This window comes from Enterobacter sp. MGH119 (assembly GCF_001037675.1).
Taxonomy (GTDB): Bacteria; Pseudomonadota; Gammaproteobacteria; order Enterobacterales; family Enterobacteriaceae; genus Enterobacter; species Enterobacter hormaechei_C.
The window spans coordinates 455,503-478,198 of the sequence record NZ_KQ089929.1; the positions used below are offsets into that span (position 1 = coordinate 455,503).

A 22,696-nucleotide genomic window follows, 5' to 3' on the forward strand; every position below is an offset into this window, starting at 1 on the left:
ATCATGAGTCAAACCACTTTGTATCCGGTCGTAATGGCGGGTGGATCCGGGAGCCGGTTGTGGCCACTGTCCCGCGTGCTTTATCCAAAACAATTTCTGTGCCTGAAAGGCGACCTCACCATGCTGCAAACGACGGTTAACCGTCTGCACGGCGTGGAGTGTGAAAGCCCGGTGGTGATCTGTAACGAGCAGCACCGCTTTATCGTTGCCGAGCAGCTGCGCCAGCTGAACAAACTGACCGAAAATATCATTCTGGAGCCTGCCGGACGCAACACGGCGCCTGCCATTGCTCTTGCGGCGCTGGCAGCAAAACGCAGCAGCCCGGACTGCGACCCGCTGATGCTGGTGCTGGCGGCTGACCACGTCATCCAGCAGGAAGAGGCCTTCCGCGACGCGGTACGCGCCGCGATTCCTTACGCTGAGAACGGCAAGCTGGTGACCTTCGGCATCGTGCCGGATCTCCCGGAAACCGGCTATGGCTACATTCGCCGCGGCAGCGTTACGCCTGGTGAAGGCGACAGCGTGGCCTTTGACGTGGCGCAGTTTGTCGAAAAACCGAATCTGGAAACCGCGCAGGCGTATGTCGCCAGCGGTGAATACTACTGGAACAGCGGTATGTTCCTGTTCCGCGCCGGTCGCTACCTGGAAGAGCTGGAAAAATATCGCCCGGATATCTTAAGCGCCTGCGAAAAAGCGATGGCGGTGGTGGATCCGGATCTCGATTTTATCCGCGTGGACGAAGAAGCCTTCCTCGCCTGTCCGGAAGAGTCCATTGACTATGCGGTGATGGAACGTACGGCAGATGCGGTAGTGGTACCGATGGATGCGGGCTGGAGCGACGTCGGCTCCTGGTCGTCACTGTGGGAGATCAGCGCGCATACCCCGGAGGGTAACGTCCATCACGGGGATGTGATCAGCCACAAAACGGAAAACAGCTACGTCTACGCCGAATCTGGCCTCGTCACTACGGTAGGGGTGAAGGATCTGGTGGTCGTGCAGACCAAAGACGCGGTGCTGATTGCCGACCGTAATGCCGTGCAGGACGTTAAAAAAGTGGTGGAGAAGATCAAGGCCGATGGTCGCCACGAACACCATATTCACCGTGAAGTCTACCGCCCGTGGGGCAAATATGACTCCATCGACGCCGGCGAGCGTTATCAGGTGAAACGCATCACCGTGAAGCCGGGAGAAGGGCTGTCGGTGCAGATGCACCATCACCGCGCCGAACACTGGGTGGTGGTGGCAGGGACCGCCAAAGTGACCATCGACGGTGAAGTGAAGCTGCTCGGTGAAAACGAGTCCATTTATATTCCGCTGGGCGCCACGCACTGTCTGGAAAACCCGGGGAAAATTCCGCTCGACTTAATTGAGGTGCGTTCCGGCTCCTATCTGGAAGAGGACGACATCATCCGCTTCCAGGATCGCTACGGGCGCGTGTAGCACTCCGCATCATGCCCGGTGGCGCTGCGCTTTCCGGGCCTACGAATGAAAAAAATAAATTTGGCCATTACATGGTCAGGGCCAACTGTTGCCTGAAAAAGGGGTCATCATGGAAAAATTAACCTGTTTTAAAGCCTACGATATTCGCGGCAAGCTGGGCGAAGAGCTGAACGAAGACATTGCGTGGCGCATCGGCCGCGCGTACGGCGAATACCTGAAACCACAAACTATCGTGCTTGGCGGCGACGTGCGCCTGACAAGCGAATCCCTGAAGCTGGCGCTGGCGAAAGGGCTACAGGACGCGGGCGTCGACGTACTGGACATTGGCCTTTCCGGTACCGAAGAGATCTATTTTGCCACCTTCCACCTGGGCGTGGACGGCGGTATCGAAGTTACCGCCAGCCATAACCCGATGGACTACAACGGCATGAAGCTGGTGCGCAAGGGCGCCCGTCCTATCAGCGGCGACACCGGCCTGCGCGACGTGCAGCGTCTGGCCGAGGCCAACGACTTCCCGCCGGTTAACGACGCAAAACGCGGCAGCTATAAGCAGATTAACCTGCAAAAAGAGTACATCGACCACCTGCTGGGCTACATCAATGTGGCAAACCTCAAACCGCTGAAGCTGGTGATTAACTCCGGCAACGGCGCGGCAGGCCCGGTTGTCGATGCACTTGAAGCCCGCTTTAAGGCGCTGAACGTGCCGGTGACCTTCGTCAAAGTGCACAACACGCCAGACGGCAACTTCCCGAACGGTATTCCTAACCCGCTGCTGCCGGAGTGCCGCGACGACACCCGCAACGCGGTGATTGAGCACGGCGCCGATATGGGTATCGCCTTTGACGGCGACTTCGACCGCTGCTTCCTGTTCGATGAGAAAGGGCAGTTTATGGAAGGCTACTACATCGTTGGCCTGCTGGCGGAAGCGTTCCTCGAGAAAAACCCGGGGGCGAAAATCATTCACGATCCGCGTCTTTCCTGGAACACCGTCGACGTGGTGAAGGCCGCGGGCGGCGAGCCGGTGATGTCCAAAACCGGCCACGCGTTTATCAAAGAGCGTATGCGTGAGGAAGACGCCATCTACGGCGGCGAGATGAGCGCCCACCACTATTTCCGTGATTTTGCCTACTGCGACAGCGGGATGATCCCGTGGCTGCTTGTGACCGAGCTGCTGTGCCTGAAAGGGCAGAGCCTGGGCGAACTGGTGCGCGACCGCATGGCGGCGTTCCCGGCCAGCGGGGAGATCAACAGCAAACTGGCACAGCCCGCTGAGGCCATTGCCCGCGTGGAACAGCACTTTGCCATTCATGCGCTGGAGATTGACCGTACCGACGGTATCAGCATGGCGTTCCCGCAGTGGCGCTTTAACCTGCGCTCGTCCAATACCGAGCCGGTGGTGCGCCTGAACGTGGAGTCCCGCGCTGACACCGCGCTGATGGAAGCCCGAACGAAGGACATTCTGGCGCTGTTGAATCAGTAAAAAGAAAACCTTACCCCTCACCCTAACCCTCTCCCCAAAGGGGAGAGGGAACTTGAACACCCTCTCCCCTTTGGGGAGAGGGCCGGGGTGAGGGGCGAGGGGTAAGGTTTAGAACTAAAGGAACAACGATGACAAATCTAAAAAAGCGCGAACGAGCGAGAACGAATGCATCGTTAATCTCTATGGTGCAGCGTTTTTCTGATATCACCATCATGGTCGGCGGACTGTGGGCGGTGTGTTGGGTCAGCGGGCAGTCGTTCTTATACATGCACTTGCTGATGGCGTTGATTGCGCTGGTGGTGTTTCAGATGATCGGCGGCATGACCGATTTCTATCGTTCATGGCGCGGCGTCAAAATGACCACCGAACTGATGCTGCTGCTCCAGAACTGGACCTTAAGCCTGATTTTCAGCGCAGGCCTGGTGGCGTTCAGCCATGATTTTGATAACCGTCTTGTGACCTATCTCTGCTGGTATCTGTTAACCAGCATTGGCATGGTGGTCTGCCGCTCGCTGATCCGCTTTGGCGCGGGCTGGCTGCGCAACCGCGGGTATAACCGTCGCTTCGTTGCCGTGGCGGGCGATCTGCCGGTGGGACAGGTGTTGCTCGACAGCTTCCGCAAAGAGCCGTGGTTAGGTTTTGAAGTGGTCGGGATTTATCACGACGCGAAGCCCGGCGGCGTACCGTCCGACTGGGCAGGTAACTACGAACAGCTTATTGACGATGCGAAAGCCGGCAAAATTCATAACGTCTACATCGCCATGCAGATGAAAGATGAATCCCGCATCAAGAAACTGATGCGCGAGCTGGCGGATACCACCTGCTCGGTGATCCTCATCCCGGATGTCTTCACCTTCAATATTCTCCACTCCCGTATTGAAGAGGTGAACGGGGTACCGGTTGTTCCGCTGTACGACACGCCGCTGTCGGGGATTAACCGCGTGCTGAAGCGCGTGGAAGATATCGTGCTTTCGTCCCTGATCCTGCTGCTCATCTCCCCGGTGCTGTGCTGCATTGCGCTGGCGGTGAAGCTCAGCTCGCCGGGGCCGATCATCTTCCGTCAGACCCGCTACGGCATGGACGGTAAGCCGATCATGGTGTGGAAATTCCGCTCCATGAAGGTGATGGAGAACGACAAGGTGGTGACCCAGGCGACGCAGAACGATCCGCGCGTCACCCGTGTGGGCAACTTCCTGCGCCGTACCTCGCTCGATGAACTGCCGCAGTTCATTAACGTGTTCACCGGCGGGATGTCCATCGTCGGGCCTCGTCCTCACGCCGTGGCCCATAACGAGCAGTACCGCACCCTGATTGAAGGCTACATGCTGCGCCATAAGGTGAAGCCAGGCATCACCGGCTGGGCGCAGATCAACGGCTGGCGCGGCGAGACCGACACGCTGGAAAAAATGGAAAAACGCATCGAGTTCGATCTGGAGTACATCCGCGAGTGGAGCCTCTGGTTCGATATCAAGATTGTTTTTCTGACCATTTTCAAAGGCTTCGTGAACAAAGCGGCGTACTAAGATGAGCTTACGAGAAAAAACCATCAGCGGTGCGAAATGGTCAGCCATGGCCACCATCGTCATCATTGGCCTCGGCCTGGTGCAGATGACGGTCCTGGCGCGCATTATCGATAATCACCAGTTTGGTCTGCTGACCGTCTCGCTGGTGATTATCGCCCTGGCCGATACGCTGTCGGACTTTGGTATCGCCAACTCCATTATCCAGCGCAAGGAGATCAGCCATCTGGAGCTGACCACCCTCTACTGGCTGAACGTCGGGCTGGGTATCTTCGTTTTTGTGCTGGTGTTCCTGCTGAGCGATGTGATTGCCGGCGTGCTGCATAACCCGGACCTGGCGCCGCTGATGCGCACCCTGTCGTTCGCTTTCGTGGTGATCCCGCACGGGCAGCAGTTCCGCGCGCTGATGCAGAAAGAGCTGGAGTTCAACAAAATCGGCATGATTGAGACCAGCGCCGTGCTGGCGGGCTTTACCTTCACCGTGGTCAGCGCCCATTTCTGGCCGCTGGCGATGACCGCCATCCTCGGCTACCTCGTTAACTCTGCCGTGCGCACGCTGCTGTTCGGCTTTTTTGGCCGCAAGATTTATCGCCCGGGGCTGCATTTTTCGCTGGCGTCTGTTTCATCCAACCTGCGCTTCGGTGCGTGGCTGACGGCAGACAGCATTATCAACTACGTGAATACTAACCTCTCCACGCTGGTACTGGCGCGCATTCTGGGCGCGAGCGTCGCGGGTGGCTACAACCTGGCGTATAACGTCGCGGTTGTCCCGCCGATGAAGCTCAACCCGATTATTACCCGCGTCCTGTTCCCGGCGTTCGCCAAAATTCAGGACGATACCGAGAAGCTGCGCGTGAACTTTTATAAGCTGCTCTCCGTGGTGGGGATCATCAACTTCCCGGTCCTGCTGGGGTTGATGGTGGTCGCCAGCAATTTCGTACCGCTGGTGTTTGGCGAGAAGTGGAACAGCATCATCCCAATCCTGCAACTGCTGTGCGTCGTAGGGCTGCTGCGCTCGGTGGGGAACCCGATTGGTTCTCTGCTGATGGCAAAGGCGCGCGTGGATATCAGCTTCAAGTTCAACGTGTTTAAAACCTTCCTGTTTATTCCGGCAATTATTGTGGGCGGGCACATGGCGGGTGCCATTGGCGTGACGCTCGGCTTCCTGCTGGTGCAAATCTTCAATACCGTGCTGAGCTACTTCGTGATGATCAAACCGGTGCTGGGCTCCAGCTACCGTCAGTACATCCTCAGCCTGTGGCTGCCGTTCTATCTCTCCTTACCGACGCTTGCGGTGAGCTACGGCCTGGGCGTGGTGCTCAACGGGCATCTGCCGCTGGTGGCGCTGCTTGCGGTGCAGGTCGCGGCAGGCGCGCTGGCGTTCGGCGTGATGATTGTGCTGTCACGCAATGCGCTGGTGGTCGAGATGAAGCGCCAGTTTTGCCGTAACGAAAAAATGAAAACGCTGCTTCGCGCAGGCTAATTTTACGAGGCCATTATGAAATTACTTATTCTTGGCAACCATACCTGCGGCAACCGTGGCGACAGCGCCATCCTGCGCGGTTTACTGGATGCAATTAACACCCTTAAGCCTGAGACAGAAGTGGATGTGATGAGCCGTTATCCGGTCAGCTCATCCTGGTTACTGAACCGCCCGGTGATGGGCGACCCGCTCTACAGCCAGATGAAACAGCACAACAACGCTGCGGGCGTGATGGGGCGCGTGAAGAAAGTGCTGCGTCGCCGCTACCAGCATCAGGTGCTGCTTTCTCGCGTAACCGACACCGGCAAGCTGCGCAACATCGCCATCGCGCAGGGCTTTACCGATTTTGTGCGTCTGCTGTCCGGCTATGACGCGATTATTCAGGTGGGCGGTTCGTTCTTCGTCGACCTGTACGGCGTGCCGCAGTTTGAGCATGCGCTTTGTACATTCATGGCGAAAAAGCCGCTGTTTATGATTGGCCACAGCGTCGGGCCATTCCAGGATCCGCAGTTTAACCAGCTGGCGAACTATGTCTTCGGCCACTGCGACGCGCTGATCCTGCGTGAATCGGTCAGCCTCGACATGATGAAGCGCAGCGAAATCGACACCACCAAAGTGGAGCACGGTGTAGACACCGCCTGGCTGGTGGATCATCAGGATGACAGCTTCCAGGCCAGCTACGCGGTACAGCACTGGCTGGACGTGGCGGCAAAGCAGAAAACCGTCGCCATTACCCTGCGTGAACTTGCGCCGTTCGATAAACGCCTCGGCACGACCCAGGCGGCGTACGAGAAAGCCTTTGCCGACGTGGTGAACCGCGTGCTGGACAGCGGTTACCAGGTGCTGGCGCTTTCCACCTGTACCGGTATCGACAGCTACAACAAAGATGACCGTATGGTGGCGCTCAACCTGCGCAACCTGGTGAACGATCCGTCCCGCTATCACGTGGTGATGGACGAGCTGAACGATCTGGAGATGGGCAAGCTGCTCTCCGCCTGCGACCTGACCGTGGGCACGCGTCTGCACTCGGCCATTATCTCGATGAACTTCGGCACGCCAGCCATCGCCATCAACTACGAACACAAGTCCGCGGGCATTATGCAGCAGCTCGGTATGCCTGAAATGGCCGTCGATATTCGTCATCTGCTGGACGGATCGCTGGGTGCGATGGTGGGCGACACGCTCGGCCAGTTGCCTGCGATCAACGAACGTCTGGCGGTGGCGGTAAAAGCCGAACGCGAAAAAGGTATTGGCATGGTGAAATCCGTACTCGACCGCGTCCGGGAGGGGAAATGAAGGTTGGTTTCTTCTTACTGAAATTTCCGCTGTCGTCTGAAACTTTTGTGCTGAACCAAATCACCGCGTTTATCGATATGGGGTATGACGTGGAGATTATCGCCCTGCAAAAGGGCGATACGCAAAACACCCATGCGGCATATACCCGGTATGGGCTGGAGGCAAAAACCCGCTGGTTGCAGGATGAACCCGCCGGACGGATGAACAAACTGCGCCATCGCGCCGGACAGACGCTGCGCGGCCTGCATCGCGCCTCGACGTGGCGGGCGCTGAATATGTCGCGCTATGGGGCGGAGGCTCGCAACCTGATCTTATCCGCCATTTGCGGGCAAACGGCGCAGCCGTACCGGGCCGATGTCTTTATCGCCCACTTTGGCCCGGCGGGCGTAACGGCGGCAAAACTGCGTGAGCTGGGGGTGATTGACGGCAAAATCGCAACCATTTTCCACGGTATCGACATCTCCAGCCGGGAAGTGCTGAACCACTACACACCGGAATATCAGCAGCTGTTCCGCCGTGGCGACATGATGCTGCCGATAAGCAACCTGTGGGCCGGGCGCCTGAAAACCATGGGGTGCCCGAGCGAGAAAATCACCGTTTCACGCATGGGCGTGGACATGGAACGCTTCACCCAGCGACCGGTCAAGGTGCCGGGCAAGCCGCTGCAAATTATCTCTGTTGCCCGCCTGACTGAAAAGAAAGGGCTGCACGTAGCCATCGAAGCCTGTCGCCAGCTGAAGGCGCGCGGCGTGGACTTCCACTACCGCATCCTGGGTATCGGGCCGTGGGAGCGTCGCCTGCGCACGCTGATTGAACAGTATCAGCTGGAAGACGTGGTCGAGATGCCGGGCTTCAAGCCGAGCCATGAAGTGAAAGCCATGCTTGATGACGCGGATGTGTTCCTGCTGCCTTCCGTAACCGGCGCCGACGGCGATATGGAAGGCATTCCCGTGGCGCTGATGGAAGCGATGGCCGTCGGCATTCCGGTGGTCTCGACCCTTCACAGCGGCATCCCGGAGCTGATAACCTCTGAGCATTCTGGCTGGCTGGTCCCTGAAAACAATGCGCTGGCGCTGGCGGATCGTCTGGCCGCGTTCAGCAATATCGATCAGCAAACGCTGATCCCTGTGCTGCAAAATGCGCGGCAAAAAGTTGAAGCAGAATTCAATCAGCAGGTGATTAATCGCCAGTTAGCGAGCCTGCTGCAAACGCTGTAACGCTGAGGTTGTATGCTGAAAAAGATTACCCGACGCCGATTTGTCTCTTCTTTATCCGTCCTGGCTGCCATGCCGCTGCTGTCGCCCCGCGCTGCGCGGGCGGCGACCGGGAAGACGGTTTCTGTCGATCGCTACAACAATAACGACTGGATCGCCGCCTTTAAGCAGGCCTTTGCCGAGGGCGACACCGTTGTTGTTCCCGCCGGGTTAACCTGTGAAAACATCAATACCGGCATTTTCATTCCTGATGGCAAAACCCTGCTGATCCGCGGCGCGCTGAAGGGCAACGGGCGCGGGCGGTTCGTGCTCCAGGAAGGCTGTAAGGTCATTGGGGAAGGAGAGGGGCGCACGCATAACATTACGCTGGACGTGCGTGGCTCCGACTGTGTCATTAAAGGGCTGGCGATGAGCGGCTTCGGCCCCGTCACCCAGATCTACATTGGCGGTAAAAAGCCGAGAGTGATGCGTAACCTGCTTATCGATCGCATTGCCGTGAGTCAGGCCAACTACGCCATTCTGCGCCAGGGTTTCCATAATCAGGTGGATGGTGCGCGCATTACCAACAGCAAATTCAGCCATTTGCAGGGTGACGCGATTGAGTGGAACGTGGCGATTAACGACCGTAACATCCTGATCTCTGACCACGTGATCGATAACATCAACTGCACGAACGGCAAGATCAACTGGGGCATAGGCATTGGGCTGGCTGGCAGCACGTACGACAATGACTATCCGGAACAGCAGACCGTTAAAAACTTCGTGGTGGCGAATATCACCGGCAGCAACTGTCGGCAGCTGGTGCATGTTGAAAACGGTAAACACTTTGTGATCCGTAATATCAAGGCCAGCAATATTACTCCCGACTTCAGTAAAAAGGCCGGAATTGATAACGCAACGGTAGCTATTTATGGTTGTGATAATTTCGTTATCGATAATATCGATATGGTGAACAGCGCCGGAATGTTAATCGGGTATGGCGTGATCAAGGGCGATTATCTGTCGATACCGCAAAACTTCAAACTTAACGATATTCGCCTGGATAACCGACAGCTTGCCTATAAGCTGCGCGGGATACAGATTTCCTCCGGCAATGCCACCTCGTTTGTTGCCATCACCAACGTCAACATGCAGCGAGCAACGCTTGAGCTGCACAACAAGCCACAGCACCTTTTCTTGCGCAATATCAAGGTGATGCAGGAGTTAGCAACGGGGCCTGCGCTTAAGATGAACTTCGACTTGCGCAAAGACGTGCGCGGGAAGTTTATGGCCAAAAACGAGACGCTGTTGTCGCTTGCGAACATAAAAGCGGTTAATGAAAAGGGGCAGAGTTCGGTAGATATTGATCGGGTCGATCAACACGTGGTGAATACGGAACGGTTGAATTTTGCGCTGCCGCACAGGTAATCGCACAGACTATTTTGCGACTATTCCTGGAACAGAATCGCGATCTATTCAGATTACAACTACTGTAATTTGTGGTGGGGTGACCTAGGATTACTTCATATTTACGGCAAAACATGCTGGCGAAAACAGGTTTAAAAGCTATAATTCGTCAACCATTTTAAGGTGGAAGAAATAATGATTAATTTGAAAGCAGTCATACCGGTAGCGGGTCTGGGCATGCACATGTTGCCCGCCACAAAGGCCATTCCTAAAGAGATGCTGCCGATCGTTGACAAGCCGATGATTCAGTACATCGTCGACGAGATTGTTGCTGCGGGGATCAAAGAAATCGTTCTGGTGACGCACTCTTCGAAGAATGCCGTTGAGAACCACTTCGACACCTCTTATGAACTCGAGGCTCTGCTTGAGCAGCGCGTTAAGCGTCAGCTTCTGGCAGAAGTTCAGTCTATCTGTCCTCCTGGCGTGACCATCATGAACGTGCGTCAGGCGCAGCCGCTGGGTCTGGGCCACTCAATCCTCTGCGCGCGTCCGGTAGTGGGTGATAACCCGTTCATCGTGGTTCTGCCGGACATCATTATTGATACCGCTTCCGCCGATCCGCTGCGTTATAACCTGGCGGCAATGGTCGCTCGCTTCAACGAGACGGGCCGCAGCCAGGTGCTGGCGAAACGTATGAAGGGCGATCTCTCCGAGTATTCTGTTATTCAGACTAAAGAGCCACTGGAGACAGAAGGGCAGGTGAGCCGGATCGTTGAGTTTATCGAAAAACCCGATCAGCCGCAGACTCTGGACTCTGACCTGATGGCAGTCGGCCGTTATGTGCTGAATGCGGATATCTGGGCTGAGCTGGAAAAAACCGAGCCGGGTGCCTGGGACCGTATCCAGTTGACCGATGCGATTGCCGAGCTGGGGAAAAAGCAGTCCGTTGATGCCATGCTCATGACCGGCGACAGCTATGACTGCGGTAAGAAAATGGGGTATATGCAGGCGTTTGTGAACTACGGTCTGCGTAACCTGAAGGAAGGGGCGAAGTTCAGAAGCCGGATTGAGAAGTTGCTGGCTAACGACTGATACTTCTTCCGCAGCCTGAAAGTCTTCATGCGCGGCAGTCATCATTTTAGTTATGTTGTTACATAACAAAAATGATGACTGCCGCTTTTTATTATTAATTCCTAAAATAACAGAGAGTTATCTGCTTCAAATCTGGGCTGATTTGTAACGATTTGTGCTTGTTTCCGAATCCATTTAAGACGACAATTAACGCCAGTTTTTGTCTGAAATCAGACAGCCAATCTTATATACAACACTCGCTCAGTGCACTGGTAGCTGTCAAGCCAGGGGCGGTAGCGTGCAAAATTTCTAATCCTAAATTAATACCAGGGTTTAGAACGCCAATATCTCGATATATCTACAAAACGGAATAGATAACGTGAAAATTCTTGTGACGGGTGGAGCCGGCTTTATCGGCTCAGCGGTTGTACGACATATTATTACTAATACCCATGACGAAGTCGTCAATGTGGATAAACTGACGTATGCCGGCAACCTCGAGTCCCTTAACGATGTCAGCGCCAGTGAACGTTATGTTTTTGAGCATGCAGATATTTGTGATAAAGCGGCTATGGATCGTATTTTTGCTGAACATAAACCGGATGCGGTAATGCATCTGGCGGCCGAAAGCCACGTTGACCGTTCCATTACTGGCCCGGCGGCATTCATTGAAACCAACATTGTTGGGACGTATGTGCTTCTGGAAGCTGCACGTGCTTACTGGTCAACCCTCGATGACGCAGCGAAAAAAGCGTTTCGCTTCCATCATATCTCCACCGATGAAGTGTACGGGGATCTGCCGCACCCGGATGAACATCCGGCATCCGCAGACCTGCCGCTTTTCACTGAAACCACAGCCTACGCGCCAAGCAGCCCGTACTCTGCCTCCAAAGCATCCAGCGACCATCTTGTTCGTGCCTGGCTGCGCACTTACGGCTTCCCGACCATCGTGACTAACTGTTCGAATAACTACGGACCGTATCATTTCCCTGAGAAGCTGATCCCACTTGTGATCTTGAACGCCCTTGACGGTAAAGCGTTGCCGATTTACGGCAAAGGCGACCAGATCCGTGACTGGCTTTATGTAGAAGATCATGCGCGTGCGCTTTACACCGTTGTGACTCAGGGCAAACCGGGTGAGACTTACAACATCGGTGGTCATAACGAAAAGCAAAACCTGGACGTTGTGCACACTATTTGCGATCTGCTGGATGAGATCGTCCCGAAAGAAGGCTCGTACCGCGACCAAATTACGTATGTTGCCGATCGCCCAGGACATGACCGCCGCTATGCGATTGATGCGCATAAAATTGGGGTGGAACTGGGCTGGAAGCCTGAAGAGACGTTCGAAAGCGGAATTCGTAAGACCGTGGAATGGTATCTGAGCAACCAGGAGTGGGTTAATAACGTAAAAAGCGGTGCTTATAAAACCTGGATCGAACAGAACTACGGGGAACGTCAATAATGAATATTCTTCTGTTCGGCAAAACAGGGCAAGTGGGCTGGGAGCTTCAGCGCGCGCTGGCTCCACTTGGCAATCTGATTGCGCTTGATGTGCATTCTAAAGATTACTGCGGTGATTTCAGCAACCCGGAAGGGATTGCTGAGACGGTTCGTAATATTAAACCTGACGTGATCGTCAATGCAGCCGCACACACCGCAGTGGATAAAGCAGAGTCGGAACCAGAGTTTGCGCAGTTACTGAATGCGACAAGCGTTGAGGCTATCGCGAAAGAAGCTGCAAAAATCGGCGCCTGGGTTGTTCACTACTCCACGGATTACGTCTTCCCCGGTGATGGCGAAACCCCCTGGAGTGAAACGGATGCGACGGCACCGCTGAATGTTTATGGTCAGACGAAGCTGGATGGCGAAAAAGCATTGCAGGATAATTGCCCTAATCATCTGATTTTCCGTACAAGCTGGGTATATGCAGGTAAAGGCAACAATTTTGCTAAGACCATGCTACGTCTGGCGAAAGAACGCAAAGAACTTTCCGTCATTAACGATCAGGTGGGTGCCCCAACAGGCGCTGAGCTGTTAGCCGACTGTACCGCCCACGCCATTCGTATCGCGATGGTGAAACCAGAAGTTGCCGGGCTTTATCATCTGGTCGCTTCTGAGACGACAACCTGGTACGACTATGCGGCGCTGGTGTTTGAGGAAGCCCAAAAGGCAGGCGTTGAGTTGGCGATTGAAAAGCTGAATGCTGTACCAACCACGGCATATCCGACGCCTGCGCGTCGCCCGCATAACTCACGCTTAAATACCATGAAGTTCCAGCAGAACTTCAACCTGGTATTACCAGCATGGCATGTTGGTGTGAAGCGTATGCTGGCTGAGCTTTTCACGGCGCAATCCATTTAATCATTAAATAAATGCCCGTTTACGGGCATTTCGTGTTTATAGAGAAATTATAATGGCTACACGAAAAGGTATTATCCTTGCCGGCGGATCCGGCACTCGTCTCTACCCAGTGACCATGGCGGTTAGCAAGCAACTACTGCCAATTTACGACAAACCCATGATTTACTACCCGTTGTCTACGCTGATGCTGGCAGGGATTAAAGATATTCTGATCATTAGTACGCCGCAGGATACTCCGCGCTTTGAGCAGTTGCTCGGTAACGGCAGCCAGTGGGGGTTAAACCTTCAATATAAAGTCCAGCCAAGCCCGGACGGACTGGCACAGGCCTTTATCATTGGCGAAGAGTTTATTGGTGACGATAGCTGTGCGCTGGTGCTGGGCGATAATATTTTCTATGGTCATGACTTGCCGAAACAGCTGGAAGCCGCAGTAAACAAAGGTGATGGTGCAACCGTATTCGCCTACCACGTTAATGATCCTGAACGTTATGGTGTGGTGGAGTTCGATAAAGATGGCACGGCAATTAGCCTCGAAGAGAAACCGCTGGAGCCGAAGAGCAACTATGCCGTAACGGGACTCTATTTCTACGATAACGATGTAGTGGAGATGGCTAAGAACCTGAAGCCTTCTGCACGCGGTGAGCTGGAAATTACCGACATTAACCGTATTTATCTGGAGCAGGGGCGTTTGTCCGTTGCGATGATGGGGCGTGGCTATGCGTGGCTGGATACAGGAACCCATCAGAGCCTGATCGAGGCGAGCAATTTTATTGCAACGATTGAAGAGCGTCAGGGGCTGAAAGTGTCCTGCCCTGAAGAGATTGCGTATCGCAAAGGGTTTATTGATGCTGAGCAGGTGAAGAAGCTGGCTGAACCATTGAAGAAAAATGCCTATGGCCAATACCTGCTGAAGATGATTAAAGGTTATTAAGACATGAACGTAATTAAAACTAATATTCCTGATGTGCTGATTTTTGAACCAAAGGTATTTGGTGACGATCGTGGTTTTTTCTTTGAAAGTTTCAGCCAAAAAGTATTTGAAGAGGCGGTAGGTCGTAAAGTCGAGTTTGTGCAGGATAATCATTCTAAATCTTGTAAAGGCGTTTTGCGTGGTCTGCATTATCAACTGGAACCGTACGCACAGGGTAAATTGGTGCGTTGTGTCGCTGGGGAAGTATTTGATGTAGCGGTTGATATTCGAAAATCTTCACCTACTTATGGGAGCTGGGTAGGGTTTTATCTTTCTGCTGAAAATAAACGACAATTATGGATCCCTGAAGGGTTCGCTCATGGTTTCTACGTGATAAGTGACACTGCGGAATTCGTATATAAAACAACCAACTATTATCATCCGGATAGTGATCGTGGTATAAAATGGGATGATACAACGATTGGTATTAATTGGCCTTTAAGTGAAAAACCTAGCTTATCAGCAAAAGATGCTAATCAGTCGAATTTTATCGATCTATGACATACAATAAAAAAGCACAAAGCCTCATTTTTACTGTGGACCAGATTATGGACTCTGGTCTTATATTTCTTTTTATCGCAATTGGCGGAAATTTACTTAGTGGGACAGAGATGGCAAAGGTTGTTGTCGCTCAGTCTATTGCCTTAGTATGTGTATTATTTTGTTCTTGTTTTACAACACAGTATCTTTTGCTAAGATATAAAAACCAAACTCATAGTTATTGGTTAAAGTTGTTTTTATTCTTTGTGGTTATTACTGCTGCTATTATTGTTGTTTGGTTCAAGTCACCTCTGATACTGTCACTTTTTGTTATAGGTATTGTCTCTGAATTTTTTAAACGTTATTGCTATTATACTGATAAGTCATTGATATCTGGTTGCGCAATGATCTCAACAGCCACGATATTTACAGTAATGATGCTTTTGGCATGGTTTAAAATAATAACTTTCGATTCGACTAGCTATGTTTATTTCTATTGCCTAGCAAAATTTCTCCCTTTTTTAATAGTGGTTCCGTTTTTCTTCAAAAGCAAAGAAAAAAGCAAAGCCCATGCTGTGTGTAATGATCCTTTCAAGCATATAATTCAGGATTCTTTGAAGCTGGGAGGGGTATTCTCAATAATCACGATCATTTATTGGGTCACTAACCAAGGCTTTTTTATCCTTTTCAAAAATGAAATTCCAGCAAATGAATTAGTAAAGTTAAGAATTACTCAAAATGTATTCGGCATTGTAACAATGTTGATAACATTGTACGATTCAATATTTCTCAAAAGTAATATCAACAATGATGAGAAAATATTTATCTGGAAAAAATATTTTCATTTTATATTTGTTGCTATAGGTTTGATCATTGTCAATTACTTAATACTCTATTTTCTTTCTATAACCATTTATATTCACATTGATGTTTTTGAATATGCCTTTTATCTTGCTATGGGACAATTATTTTATTTGTTTTCACGGATGCCTATTTTAATAATGAAGTTAAGATATAATCTCACACTGATATTAATATTGTACTTAGTGTCTCTGTTTATATCATTTGCTTATCTTTTGTTAAATAAAAACAATAGTGATTTCCAATACATTGTAGAGTCGATAGCACTCGCCAATTTCCTAATATTTGTTTTCTCATTGATCATCGTTTCTAAAAAGGAAAAACAACATGGGTAAGTATACTGAGGCATTTTTTGCTCTGTCGACTGAGTTCAAAGATCGATTGTTAGCAATTGGAAAAGATAAAGTGCCTGTTAATTATTACACTCGACATAATAATTGGGGTGATCAGCTTAACAAATATTTGATTGAGAAAATTACGAAGAAAACGGTAGTAAAAAATAATTTCAAACAATCACCTCATATACTTGCGATCGGTAGTGTTTTGTCCAGTGCATCGTCAAAAAGTATAATATGGGGAAGTGGTTTTATATCCAAGGATGCCCCGTTAAAAACCAAAGATTTAGATATTAGATCTGTACGTGGTGTTTTAACTCGTAATCGTCTGAGGAATGAATTTGGTATCAATTGCCCAGATGTGCTGGGGGATCCTGCTGTGTTGCTTCCTCTGTTCTATGATGCGAAACACATTACCAAAAAATACAAAGTGGGAGTAATTCCACATTACAAAGATAAAGAATTGCCTGCGGTGCAGTCATTACTCAAAAACGGTTGTGTTTTGGTTGATATTCAGAATGATATTGAACCATTTATTGATAAAATGAATGAGTGCGAATTCATTATTTCCTCCTCACTACATGGGTTGATAGCCGCAGATACTTATGGCATACCTAATCTTTGGGTTGCTTTTAGTGACAAAGTTCTTGGAGGTGAATATAAATTCTGTGATTACTATAGTACCACTGATAACAATGCGCCGAAGGTATGTATCGTTAGCGGAGCTGGCAATTATTCGCTTGAAGATTTATTAGCAAAGTGTCGTTGTAACCAATTTACTCGTAGTAAAGAAGATTTGCTTAAGGCGTTTCCTACTGAATATCGATAACTGTACTACTTCTTAGATGAGTTTTTAAATGCTAATAGCACTACTCGCAATATTACTTTTACTACAATTCCTTTCGTTATATCTTGAAGGTAATAAAGTAAATTCTCAGGTTTTAAATAGATTTTTATCATTTTTTGTATTTCTTACACTTCTGGTGCTATTTTTATTCAAAAATGAATATTTTGGTGCTGATACCAAGAACTATCTAAATGAATTTACGGACTATTGTTTAAATCCAGAATCTTACACTGGCTTAGACTATACCTATAAAATAATCTTTAACCTTTTGAATTTTTTAATGGCCGAAAGATGTGAAGTGAATTGGATAATTTGGCTATGGCCGTATTTTGTTATTAGCATAATTTTCATTACAACGCTGGTATTTAAGCTTGATGAACTGATAATAATAACGCTCTTCTCTTCATTTATTGGTATTGAATTATTAACAAATGCCATGAGGCAAGGGTTTTCAATTGCAATACTTTTTTTATCTTTTTCATTTTATTTCAAACGACGCTATGTTTCTTTTGGAGTCCTGGCTGCACTATCTCTACTTTTTCATCAGGCATCTGCACTAATTATTGTTATATTTATAATATCAAGGTTAAATTATAAGTTAATCGTTCCATCAATGGTAATGGGTATATTCTTATTATTTGGAACGGCATATCTAGATTTTGTGCCAGGTGTATTAAGTTTCAAAGCTTCAATTTACAAATATATGCCATATGCCAGTGATGATTTTATCGTAAGGTTAATTAGTCTAATAAATTTAATGCTAACTTTTTTTGTTTATTTGTCCTTTGCAAGAAAGTTCTTAGTAAAAGATGTCCTTACATTAAATGTTATTATTAACATAGTTGCTATATGCTCAATAGTTTCAATCGTGCCATATTTAGGCTTTAGAGTGGTTTACGGAGTATATCCTTTATTTTTATTAATGACGTATATTAGCGTTAAACGGTATAGTCAACAATCGTACAAATTTCTTTCATATGTGACATGTGGTAACATCTTTATTACCATTTTGTGGTTATGTGGTTCGGCTCATATGCGTGCAATACCTTTTGTGAGTATAATATGAAAACAAGAGAATTTGGTATCTCTGTTGTAATTCCATCTTATAATAGAATTGATACTTTACTTAGAGCTGTAGATTCAATTGATTCTTGTCAAAAAGAAAAGGTGGAGATTATAGTTGTAGATGATTGCTCAGATTTTGATATTTATTCGGTGTTACAGCGTTATAATAAAAATAATATTCCAATTCGTATTTTTAAAAATAGCACAAATAAAGGGCCACAGGTCTCCAGAAATGTAGGGATTAGGCGTGCTTCATTTGAGTTTGTTGCGTTCCTCGACTCAGATGATTATTTTAGCCCTGATAAGATTGACTGGCTTTTACAAATTTTAGCGAATCAAGATATTGATCTTTTATATCATGCCGTTGATGGTTGCGAAAAGTACAATAAAATCTCAAATTTATGGTTTAAAACTTTTGGTAAATTACTCCATTTTCGCTGGTTTATATGTCTCCTTAATCCATGTGTAACGCCTAGTGTGGTGATTAGAGTTAAAAAATGCCTTTTTAATCCAACATTAAGATATTCGGAAGATTATGCATTTCTTTTATCATATGTAGAATCCACAACTAGGGTTAAGTATTGTGATAGCGTGCATACTACGGTACCACGAGCAATTGGTACTACTGGCGGGGTGTCTGGTAATTTAATTAAAATGCGTAAAGGTGAAATTAAAGGTAAGGAAAATCTACTTCGGAAAAACAACGTATCACATATTTTCCAGTATGCCCTCTCTTTAATTTTTGTCAGTGCTCGTGTATTATCTGATTTAATACGAAAAAGATATAATTTCAAAGACTTTATCAAATCAAATTGAAATGCATATCCTTGCTAAGGATTTAGGTTTTATATGCGTAATGAGAATGCAAAAAAAAATATCGATATCATTGGGATTGTGGGGGTGCCGGCTTGTTATGGTGGTTTTGAGTCACTTGTTCAAAATCTTGTTGATCATCAAAGTGAAAAAATTAATTATACGATTTATTGCTCTGGAAAGTCTTATAAGTCAAAAAGTAAAAATTATAAAGACGCTCAACTTAAATATGTACCATTGAAGGCTAACGGCAGTTCGAGTATCCCTTATGATATATTCTCACTGATGAGATCCATGTTCTGTAAGCCTGATGTTGTTCTCGTGCTAGGTGTTTCAGGTTGTATTTTTTTGCCTCTTTTTAAATTCTTTTCTTCAGCTAAGATTATTATAAATATTGATGGGCTTGAATGGCGACGTGATAAATGGGGGAAATTTGCAAAATGGTTCTTGAAATATTCGGAAAAAATTGCGGTTCATTATTCTGATACTATAATTGCAGATAACGAAGCGATATCAAACTATGTGTTAAAAGAATATGGAGTTAAAAGTAGTGTGATAGCTTATGGTGGCGATCATGCTATCGGGAATAAAGTAGTGGCTCAAGATAAGGATAATTATTACTTTACAGTTTGTCGCATAGAGCCAGAAAATAATATTGAAATGATCCTTGAAGCATTCAGCCAGACAAATAGCTGCTTTAAAATGGTAGGTAACTGGAATTCAAGCGCGTATGGGCGTGAACTAAGAAATCGATATAGTCCTTTCAAAAATATTGAATTGCTGGATCCGATATATGACATCAACATTCTCTTTGAGTACAGAAGTAAGTGTCGAGGATACATTCATGGTCATTCTGCTGGGGGAACAAATCCTTCATTAGTAGAAGCAATGCATTTCAATACGGCTATTTTTGCGTTTGATTGTGATTTCAATAGGTATTCCACGGAGAATTCAGCCTTTTACTTTAAAAATTCTAAAGAACTAGTTAACTTGTTGGAACAACGATCACAGGTGCTCCACACAGCTGAAGATGAGATTTGCGCAAATAAATTAAAGCATATTGCGGACCAACGATATACTTGGATTAATGTTACTAAACAATATGAAGATCTGTACTGATACATGAAAAATGTCAGTGCGGAAAAGCCTTTAAGGCACAACTTTACTACACAGTTGCGGCTAATTTGAGTTAACATAATTGATACATTCAAGCCACGTCTTTTGCGTGGCGACCACACCTGACAGGAGTATGTAATGTCCAAGCAACAGATCGGCGTTGTCGGTATGGCAGTGATGGGGCGCAACCTGGCGCTCAACATCGAAAGCCGTGGTTATACCGTCTCCGTTTTCAACCGCTCCCGTGATAAGACCGAAGAAGTCATCGCTGAGAATTCAGGCAAAAAACTGGTTCCTTTCTATACGGTTAAAGAGTTCGTTGAGTCTCTGGAAACACCTCGTCGTATCCTGTTAATGGTGAAAGCGGGCGCAGGAACCGACGCTGCTATCGATTCACTTAAACCGTATCTTGATAAAGGCGACATCATTATCGATGGCGGCAACACCTTCTTCCAGGACACCATTCGTCGTAACCGTGAACTGTCTGCTGAAGGCTTTAACTTCATTGGTACTGGCGTATCCGGCGGTGAAGAAGGCGCTCTGAAAGGTCCATCCATCATGCCTGGCGGTCAGAAAGAAGCGTACGAACTGGTTGCGCCAATCCTGACTAAAATCGCAGCCGTTGCTGAAGACGGCGAGCCATGCGTGACATATATCGGTCCTGATGGCGCTGGTCATTACGTGAAAATGGTTCACAACGGCATTGAATATGGTGATATGCAGCTGATTGCTGAAGCCTACTCTCTGCTGAAGGGCGGTCTGAACCTCTCCAACGAGGAGCTCGCAAAGACCTTCACCGAGTGGAACAAAGGCGAGCTGAACAGCTACCTGATCGACATCACCAAAGATATCTTCACCAAGAAAGATGAAGAGGGTAAATACCTGGTTGATGTGATTCTGGATGAAGCCGCGAACAAAGGCACCGGGAAATGGACCAGCCAGAGCTCTCTGGATCTGGGTGAGCCACTGTCCCTGATCACCGAGTCTGTATTTGCACGTTATATCTCTTCTCTGAAAGAGCAGCGTGTGGCGGCATCTAAGGTGTTGTCTGGTCCTCAGGCCAAACCCGCTGGTGATAAAGCAGAGTTCGTTGAGAAAGTCCGTCGCGCGCTGTATCTGGGTAAAATCGTCTCTTACGCGCAGGGCTTCTCTCAGCTGCGTGCAGCTTCAGACGAGAACAACTGGGATCTGAACTACGGTGAGATTGCGAAGATCTTCCGTGCCGGCTGTATCATTCGTGCTCAGTTCCTGCAAAAAATCACCGATGCCTATGCTGAAAATGCGGGTATCGCAAACCTTCTGCTGGCACCTTACTTCAAGCAGATTGCTGACGAATATCAGCAGGCGCTGCGTGATGTGGTTGCGTACGCGGTGCAGAATGGTATCCCGGTTCCGACCTTCTCCGCTGCGGTGGCATACTACGACAGCTATCGTTCTGCCGTTCTGCCAGCTAACCTGATTCAGGCACAGCGTGACTACTTCGGTGCGCATACCTATAAGCGTACTGATAAAGAAGGCGTGTTCCACACCGAATGGCTGGAATGAGTTGATTGATTCGTTGTGAATATAACCCGGAGACCTCTCCGGGTTTTTTTACGCTAAAAATAACAATTCGTTTCGAAGTTGTCTGAATGTTTGTCCTCTCGCGGGGATTACTCCTGGTTTGCCTTGACAGTTCTGTCGGGCAGGAGGTACAAAGCCCAACAGCCAAGTTTATCGCGATGGTCAGGCGACCATCTGTTCAGTTAACTTAAAGAAGTCATTAGCGAATGAAAATAACTATTTCCGGAACAGGCTATGTCGGACTCTCGAACGGTATTCTGATTGCACAAAACCATGAAGTGGTTGCGCTGGATATCGTGCAGGCCAAAGTGGATATGCTCAATCAGAAGAAGTCTCCGATTGTCGATAAAGAGATTCAGGATTACCTTTCTAATAAGTCGCTTAATTTCCGCGCTACCACGGATAAAGAAGACGCTTATCGCGATGCGGATTTCGTCATCATTGCCACCCCAACCGACTACGATCCTAAAACCAACTACTTCAATACCTCAACCGTTGAAGCGGTGATCAAAGACGTTACGGCAATCAACCCGAACGCAGTGATGATCATCAAGTCGACAATTCCAGTGGGTTTCACCAAATCAATTAAAGAAGAGTTGGGTATTGATAATGTCTTCTTCTCGCCGGAATTTCTCCGCGAGGGCAGGGCGTTATACGATAACCTGCACCCATCCCGTATCGTGATTGGCGAGCGTTCCGAGCGTGCAGAGCGTTTTGCTGCGTTGCTTCAGGAAGGCGCAATCAAAAAAGATATTCCTGTCCTGTTCACCGATTCCACCGAGGCAGAGGCCATTAAGCTTTTCGCCAATACCTATCTGGCGATGCGTGTGGCTTACTTCAACGAGCTGGACAGCTATGCCGAGAGCTTAGGTCTGAACACCCGTCAGATCATCGAGGGCGTGTGTCTTGACCCGCGTATCGGTAACCATTACAACAACCCGTCCTTCGGTTACGGTGGTTACTGCCTGCCAAAAGATACCAAGCAGCTGCTGGCTAACTATCAGGCGGTGCCGAACAACCTGATTTCCGCCATTGTGGATGCCAACCGCACGCGTAAAGACTTTATCTCGGATTCCATTCTGGCGCGTCAGCCGAAAGTGGTGGGTGTTTATCGTCTGATCATGAAGAGCGGTTCCGATAACTTCCGCGCTTCTTCCATTCAGGGGATCATGAAGCGTATTAAGGCGAAGGGCGTGCAGGTCATTATTTATGAACCGGCGATGCAGGAAGATGAGTTCTTCCATTCGCGTGTGATCCGCGATCTGGATGCGTTTAAGAAAGAAGCGGATGTAATTATCTCCAACCGTATGGCGGAAGAGCTGGCGGACGTGAAAGATAAAGTCTATACCCGCGATTTGTTCGGCAGCGACTGATCAAAATCGTGATATAAAA

At 48.9% G+C, this 22,696-nt stretch carries 19 protein-coding genes; all 19 read left to right on the forward strand.

The annotated features are described in order from the left end of the window. Positions 1 to 3: 3 nt before the first annotated feature. Complete coding sequence (gene cpsB / locus SK53_RS02040) at positions 4 to 1,440, forward strand: mannose-1-phosphate guanyltransferase (protein ID WP_003863522.1); 1,437 nt, start codon at positions 4 to 6, stop codon at positions 1,438 to 1,440. A gap of 109 nt (positions 1,441 to 1,549) precedes the next feature. Then, entirely contained in the window at positions 1,550 to 2,920 is a 1,371-nt protein-coding gene (gene cpsG, locus SK53_RS02045) for a colanic acid biosynthesis phosphomannomutase CpsG (RefSeq protein ID WP_048208385.1), read from the forward strand. A 128-nt stretch (positions 2,921 to 3,048) separates the two neighbouring features. Continuing rightward, a complete protein-coding gene (gene wcaJ, locus SK53_RS02050) occupies positions 3,049 to 4,443 on the forward strand; it encodes an undecaprenyl-phosphate glucose phosphotransferase (protein WP_003863525.1) in 1,395 nt (464 codons plus the stop codon). A gap of 1 nt (position 4,444) precedes the next feature. Continuing rightward, positions 4,445 to 5,923, forward strand: a complete 1,479-nt coding sequence (gene wzxC, locus SK53_RS02055) for a colanic acid undecaprenyl disphosphate flippase WzxC (RefSeq protein WP_045897078.1) — start codon at positions 4,445 to 4,447, stop codon at positions 5,921 to 5,923. Between the two features lie 15 nt (positions 5,924 to 5,938). Further along, positions 5,939 to 7,219, forward strand: coding sequence for a colanic acid biosynthesis pyruvyl transferase WcaK (gene wcaK / locus SK53_RS02060; RefSeq protein WP_006811234.1), 1,281 nt, complete (start codon positions 5,939 to 5,941; stop codon positions 7,217 to 7,219). Further along, positions 7,216 to 8,436 carry a colanic acid biosynthesis glycosyltransferase WcaL gene (gene wcaL, locus SK53_RS02065; RefSeq protein ID WP_023314466.1) on the forward strand — a complete coding sequence of 407 codons (1,221 nt, stop codon included), beginning with the start codon at positions 7,216 to 7,218 and terminating at the stop codon, positions 8,434 to 8,436. The genes wcaK and wcaL overlap by 4 nt, the downstream gene beginning before the upstream one ends. 12 nt (positions 8,437 to 8,448) lie before the next feature. Continuing rightward, positions 8,449 to 9,840: a colanic acid biosynthesis protein WcaM gene (wcaM, locus tag SK53_RS02070; protein WP_048208388.1), complete on the forward strand. Its 1,392-nt coding sequence runs from the start codon at positions 8,449 to 8,451 to the stop codon at positions 9,838 to 9,840. Between the two features lie 174 nt (positions 9,841 to 10,014). Then, on the forward strand, positions 10,015 to 10,911 hold the full coding sequence (gene galF / locus SK53_RS02075; RefSeq protein WP_048208391.1) for a GalU regulator GalF: 897 nt from the start codon (positions 10,015 to 10,017) through the stop codon (positions 10,909 to 10,911). 358 nt (positions 10,912 to 11,269) lie between these two features. Next, positions 11,270 to 12,355 (forward strand): dTDP-glucose 4,6-dehydratase, encoded by a 1,086-nt coding sequence (gene rfbB / locus SK53_RS02080; protein ID WP_045896142.1) that lies wholly within the window; start codon positions 11,270 to 11,272, stop codon positions 12,353 to 12,355. After that, complete coding sequence (gene rfbD, locus SK53_RS02085) at positions 12,355 to 13,254, forward strand: dTDP-4-dehydrorhamnose reductase (protein ID WP_045896141.1); 900 nt, start codon at positions 12,355 to 12,357, stop codon at positions 13,252 to 13,254. The genes rfbB and rfbD overlap by 1 nt, the downstream gene beginning before the upstream one ends. A 52-nt stretch (positions 13,255 to 13,306) precedes the next feature. Then, complete coding sequence (gene rfbA, locus SK53_RS02090; protein WP_045896140.1) at positions 13,307 to 14,185, forward strand: glucose-1-phosphate thymidylyltransferase RfbA; 879 nt, start codon at positions 13,307 to 13,309, stop codon at positions 14,183 to 14,185. Between the two features lie 3 nt (positions 14,186 to 14,188). Further along, positions 14,189 to 14,725 (forward strand): dTDP-4-dehydrorhamnose 3,5-epimerase, encoded by a 537-nt coding sequence (gene rfbC / locus SK53_RS02095; protein WP_045896139.1) that lies wholly within the window; start codon positions 14,189 to 14,191, stop codon positions 14,723 to 14,725. A 47-nt stretch (positions 14,726 to 14,772) separates the two neighbouring features. Then, positions 14,773 to 15,900 (forward strand): hypothetical protein, encoded by a 1,128-nt coding sequence (locus SK53_RS02100; RefSeq protein WP_126501384.1) that lies wholly within the window; start codon positions 14,773 to 14,775, stop codon positions 15,898 to 15,900. Beyond that, positions 15,893 to 16,729 carry a polysaccharide pyruvyl transferase family protein gene (locus tag SK53_RS02105; protein WP_049126683.1) on the forward strand — a complete coding sequence of 279 codons (837 nt, stop codon included), beginning with the start codon at positions 15,893 to 15,895 and terminating at the stop codon, positions 16,727 to 16,729. The genes SK53_RS02100 and SK53_RS02105 overlap by 8 nt, the downstream gene beginning before the upstream one ends. A gap of 28 nt (positions 16,730 to 16,757) precedes the next feature. Continuing rightward, on the forward strand, positions 16,758 to 17,813 hold the full coding sequence (locus SK53_RS02110) for an EpsG family protein (protein ID WP_048208395.1): 1,056 nt from the start codon (positions 16,758 to 16,760) through the stop codon (positions 17,811 to 17,813). Then, entirely contained in the window at positions 17,810 to 18,628 is an 819-nt protein-coding gene (locus SK53_RS22420; RefSeq protein WP_072050905.1) for a glycosyltransferase family 2 protein, read from the forward strand. The genes SK53_RS02110 and SK53_RS22420 overlap by 4 nt, the downstream gene beginning before the upstream one ends. A 33-nt stretch (positions 18,629 to 18,661) precedes the next feature. Beyond that, positions 18,662 to 19,744 carry a DUF1972 domain-containing protein gene (locus SK53_RS02115; RefSeq protein ID WP_048208396.1) on the forward strand — a complete coding sequence of 361 codons (1,083 nt, stop codon included), beginning with the start codon at positions 18,662 to 18,664 and terminating at the stop codon, positions 19,742 to 19,744. A 135-nt stretch (positions 19,745 to 19,879) separates the two neighbouring features. After that, complete coding sequence (gene gndA / locus SK53_RS02120) at positions 19,880 to 21,286, forward strand: NADP-dependent phosphogluconate dehydrogenase (RefSeq protein ID WP_045896134.1); 1,407 nt, start codon at positions 19,880 to 19,882, stop codon at positions 21,284 to 21,286. 224 nt (positions 21,287 to 21,510) lie between these two features. Beyond that, positions 21,511 to 22,677, forward strand: coding sequence for a UDP-glucose 6-dehydrogenase (gene ugd / locus SK53_RS02125; protein ID WP_045343191.1), 1,167 nt, complete (start codon positions 21,511 to 21,513; stop codon positions 22,675 to 22,677). Positions 22,678 to 22,696: the final 19 nt, after the last annotated feature.

Excerpts from the sequence above, each read along its gene's own strand:
- cpsB (WP_003863522.1), top strand. The coding sequence starts at position 4 with ATGAGTCAAACCACTTTGTATCCGGTCGTAATGGCGGGTGGATCCGGG.
- cpsG (WP_048208385.1), top strand. The coding sequence starts at position 1,550 with ATGGAAAAATTAACCTGTTTTAAAGCCTACGATATTCGCGGCAAGCTG.
- wcaJ (WP_003863525.1), top strand. The coding sequence starts at position 3,049 with ATGACAAATCTAAAAAAGCGCGAACGAGCGAGAACGAATGCATCGTTA.
- wzxC (WP_045897078.1), top strand. The coding sequence starts at position 4,445 with ATGAGCTTACGAGAAAAAACCATCAGCGGTGCGAAATGGTCAGCCATG.
- wcaK (WP_006811234.1), top strand. The coding sequence starts at position 5,939 with ATGAAATTACTTATTCTTGGCAACCATACCTGCGGCAACCGTGGCGAC.
- wcaL (WP_023314466.1), top strand. The coding sequence starts at position 7,216 with ATGAAGGTTGGTTTCTTCTTACTGAAATTTCCGCTGTCGTCTGAAACT.
- wcaM (WP_048208388.1), top strand. The coding sequence starts at position 8,449 with ATGCTGAAAAAGATTACCCGACGCCGATTTGTCTCTTCTTTATCCGTC.
- galF (WP_048208391.1), top strand. The coding sequence starts at position 10,015 with ATGATTAATTTGAAAGCAGTCATACCGGTAGCGGGTCTGGGCATGCAC.
- rfbD (WP_045896141.1), top strand. The coding sequence starts at position 12,355 with ATGAATATTCTTCTGTTCGGCAAAACAGGGCAAGTGGGCTGGGAGCTT.
- rfbA (WP_045896140.1), top strand. The coding sequence starts at position 13,307 with ATGGCTACACGAAAAGGTATTATCCTTGCCGGCGGATCCGGCACTCGT.
- rfbC (WP_045896139.1), top strand. The coding sequence starts at position 14,189 with ATGAACGTAATTAAAACTAATATTCCTGATGTGCTGATTTTTGAACCA.
- SK53_RS02100 (WP_126501384.1), top strand. The coding sequence starts at position 14,773 with ATGGACTCTGGTCTTATATTTCTTTTTATCGCAATTGGCGGAAATTTA.
- SK53_RS02105 (WP_049126683.1), top strand. The coding sequence starts at position 15,893 with ATGGGTAAGTATACTGAGGCATTTTTTGCTCTGTCGACTGAGTTCAAA.
- SK53_RS02110 (WP_048208395.1), top strand. The coding sequence starts at position 16,758 with ATGCTAATAGCACTACTCGCAATATTACTTTTACTACAATTCCTTTCG.
- SK53_RS22420 (WP_072050905.1), top strand. The coding sequence starts at position 17,810 with ATGAAAACAAGAGAATTTGGTATCTCTGTTGTAATTCCATCTTATAAT.
- SK53_RS02115 (WP_048208396.1), top strand. The coding sequence starts at position 18,662 with ATGCGTAATGAGAATGCAAAAAAAAATATCGATATCATTGGGATTGTG.
- gndA (WP_045896134.1), top strand. The coding sequence starts at position 19,880 with ATGTCCAAGCAACAGATCGGCGTTGTCGGTATGGCAGTGATGGGGCGC.
- ugd (WP_045343191.1), top strand. The coding sequence starts at position 21,511 with ATGAAAATAACTATTTCCGGAACAGGCTATGTCGGACTCTCGAACGGT.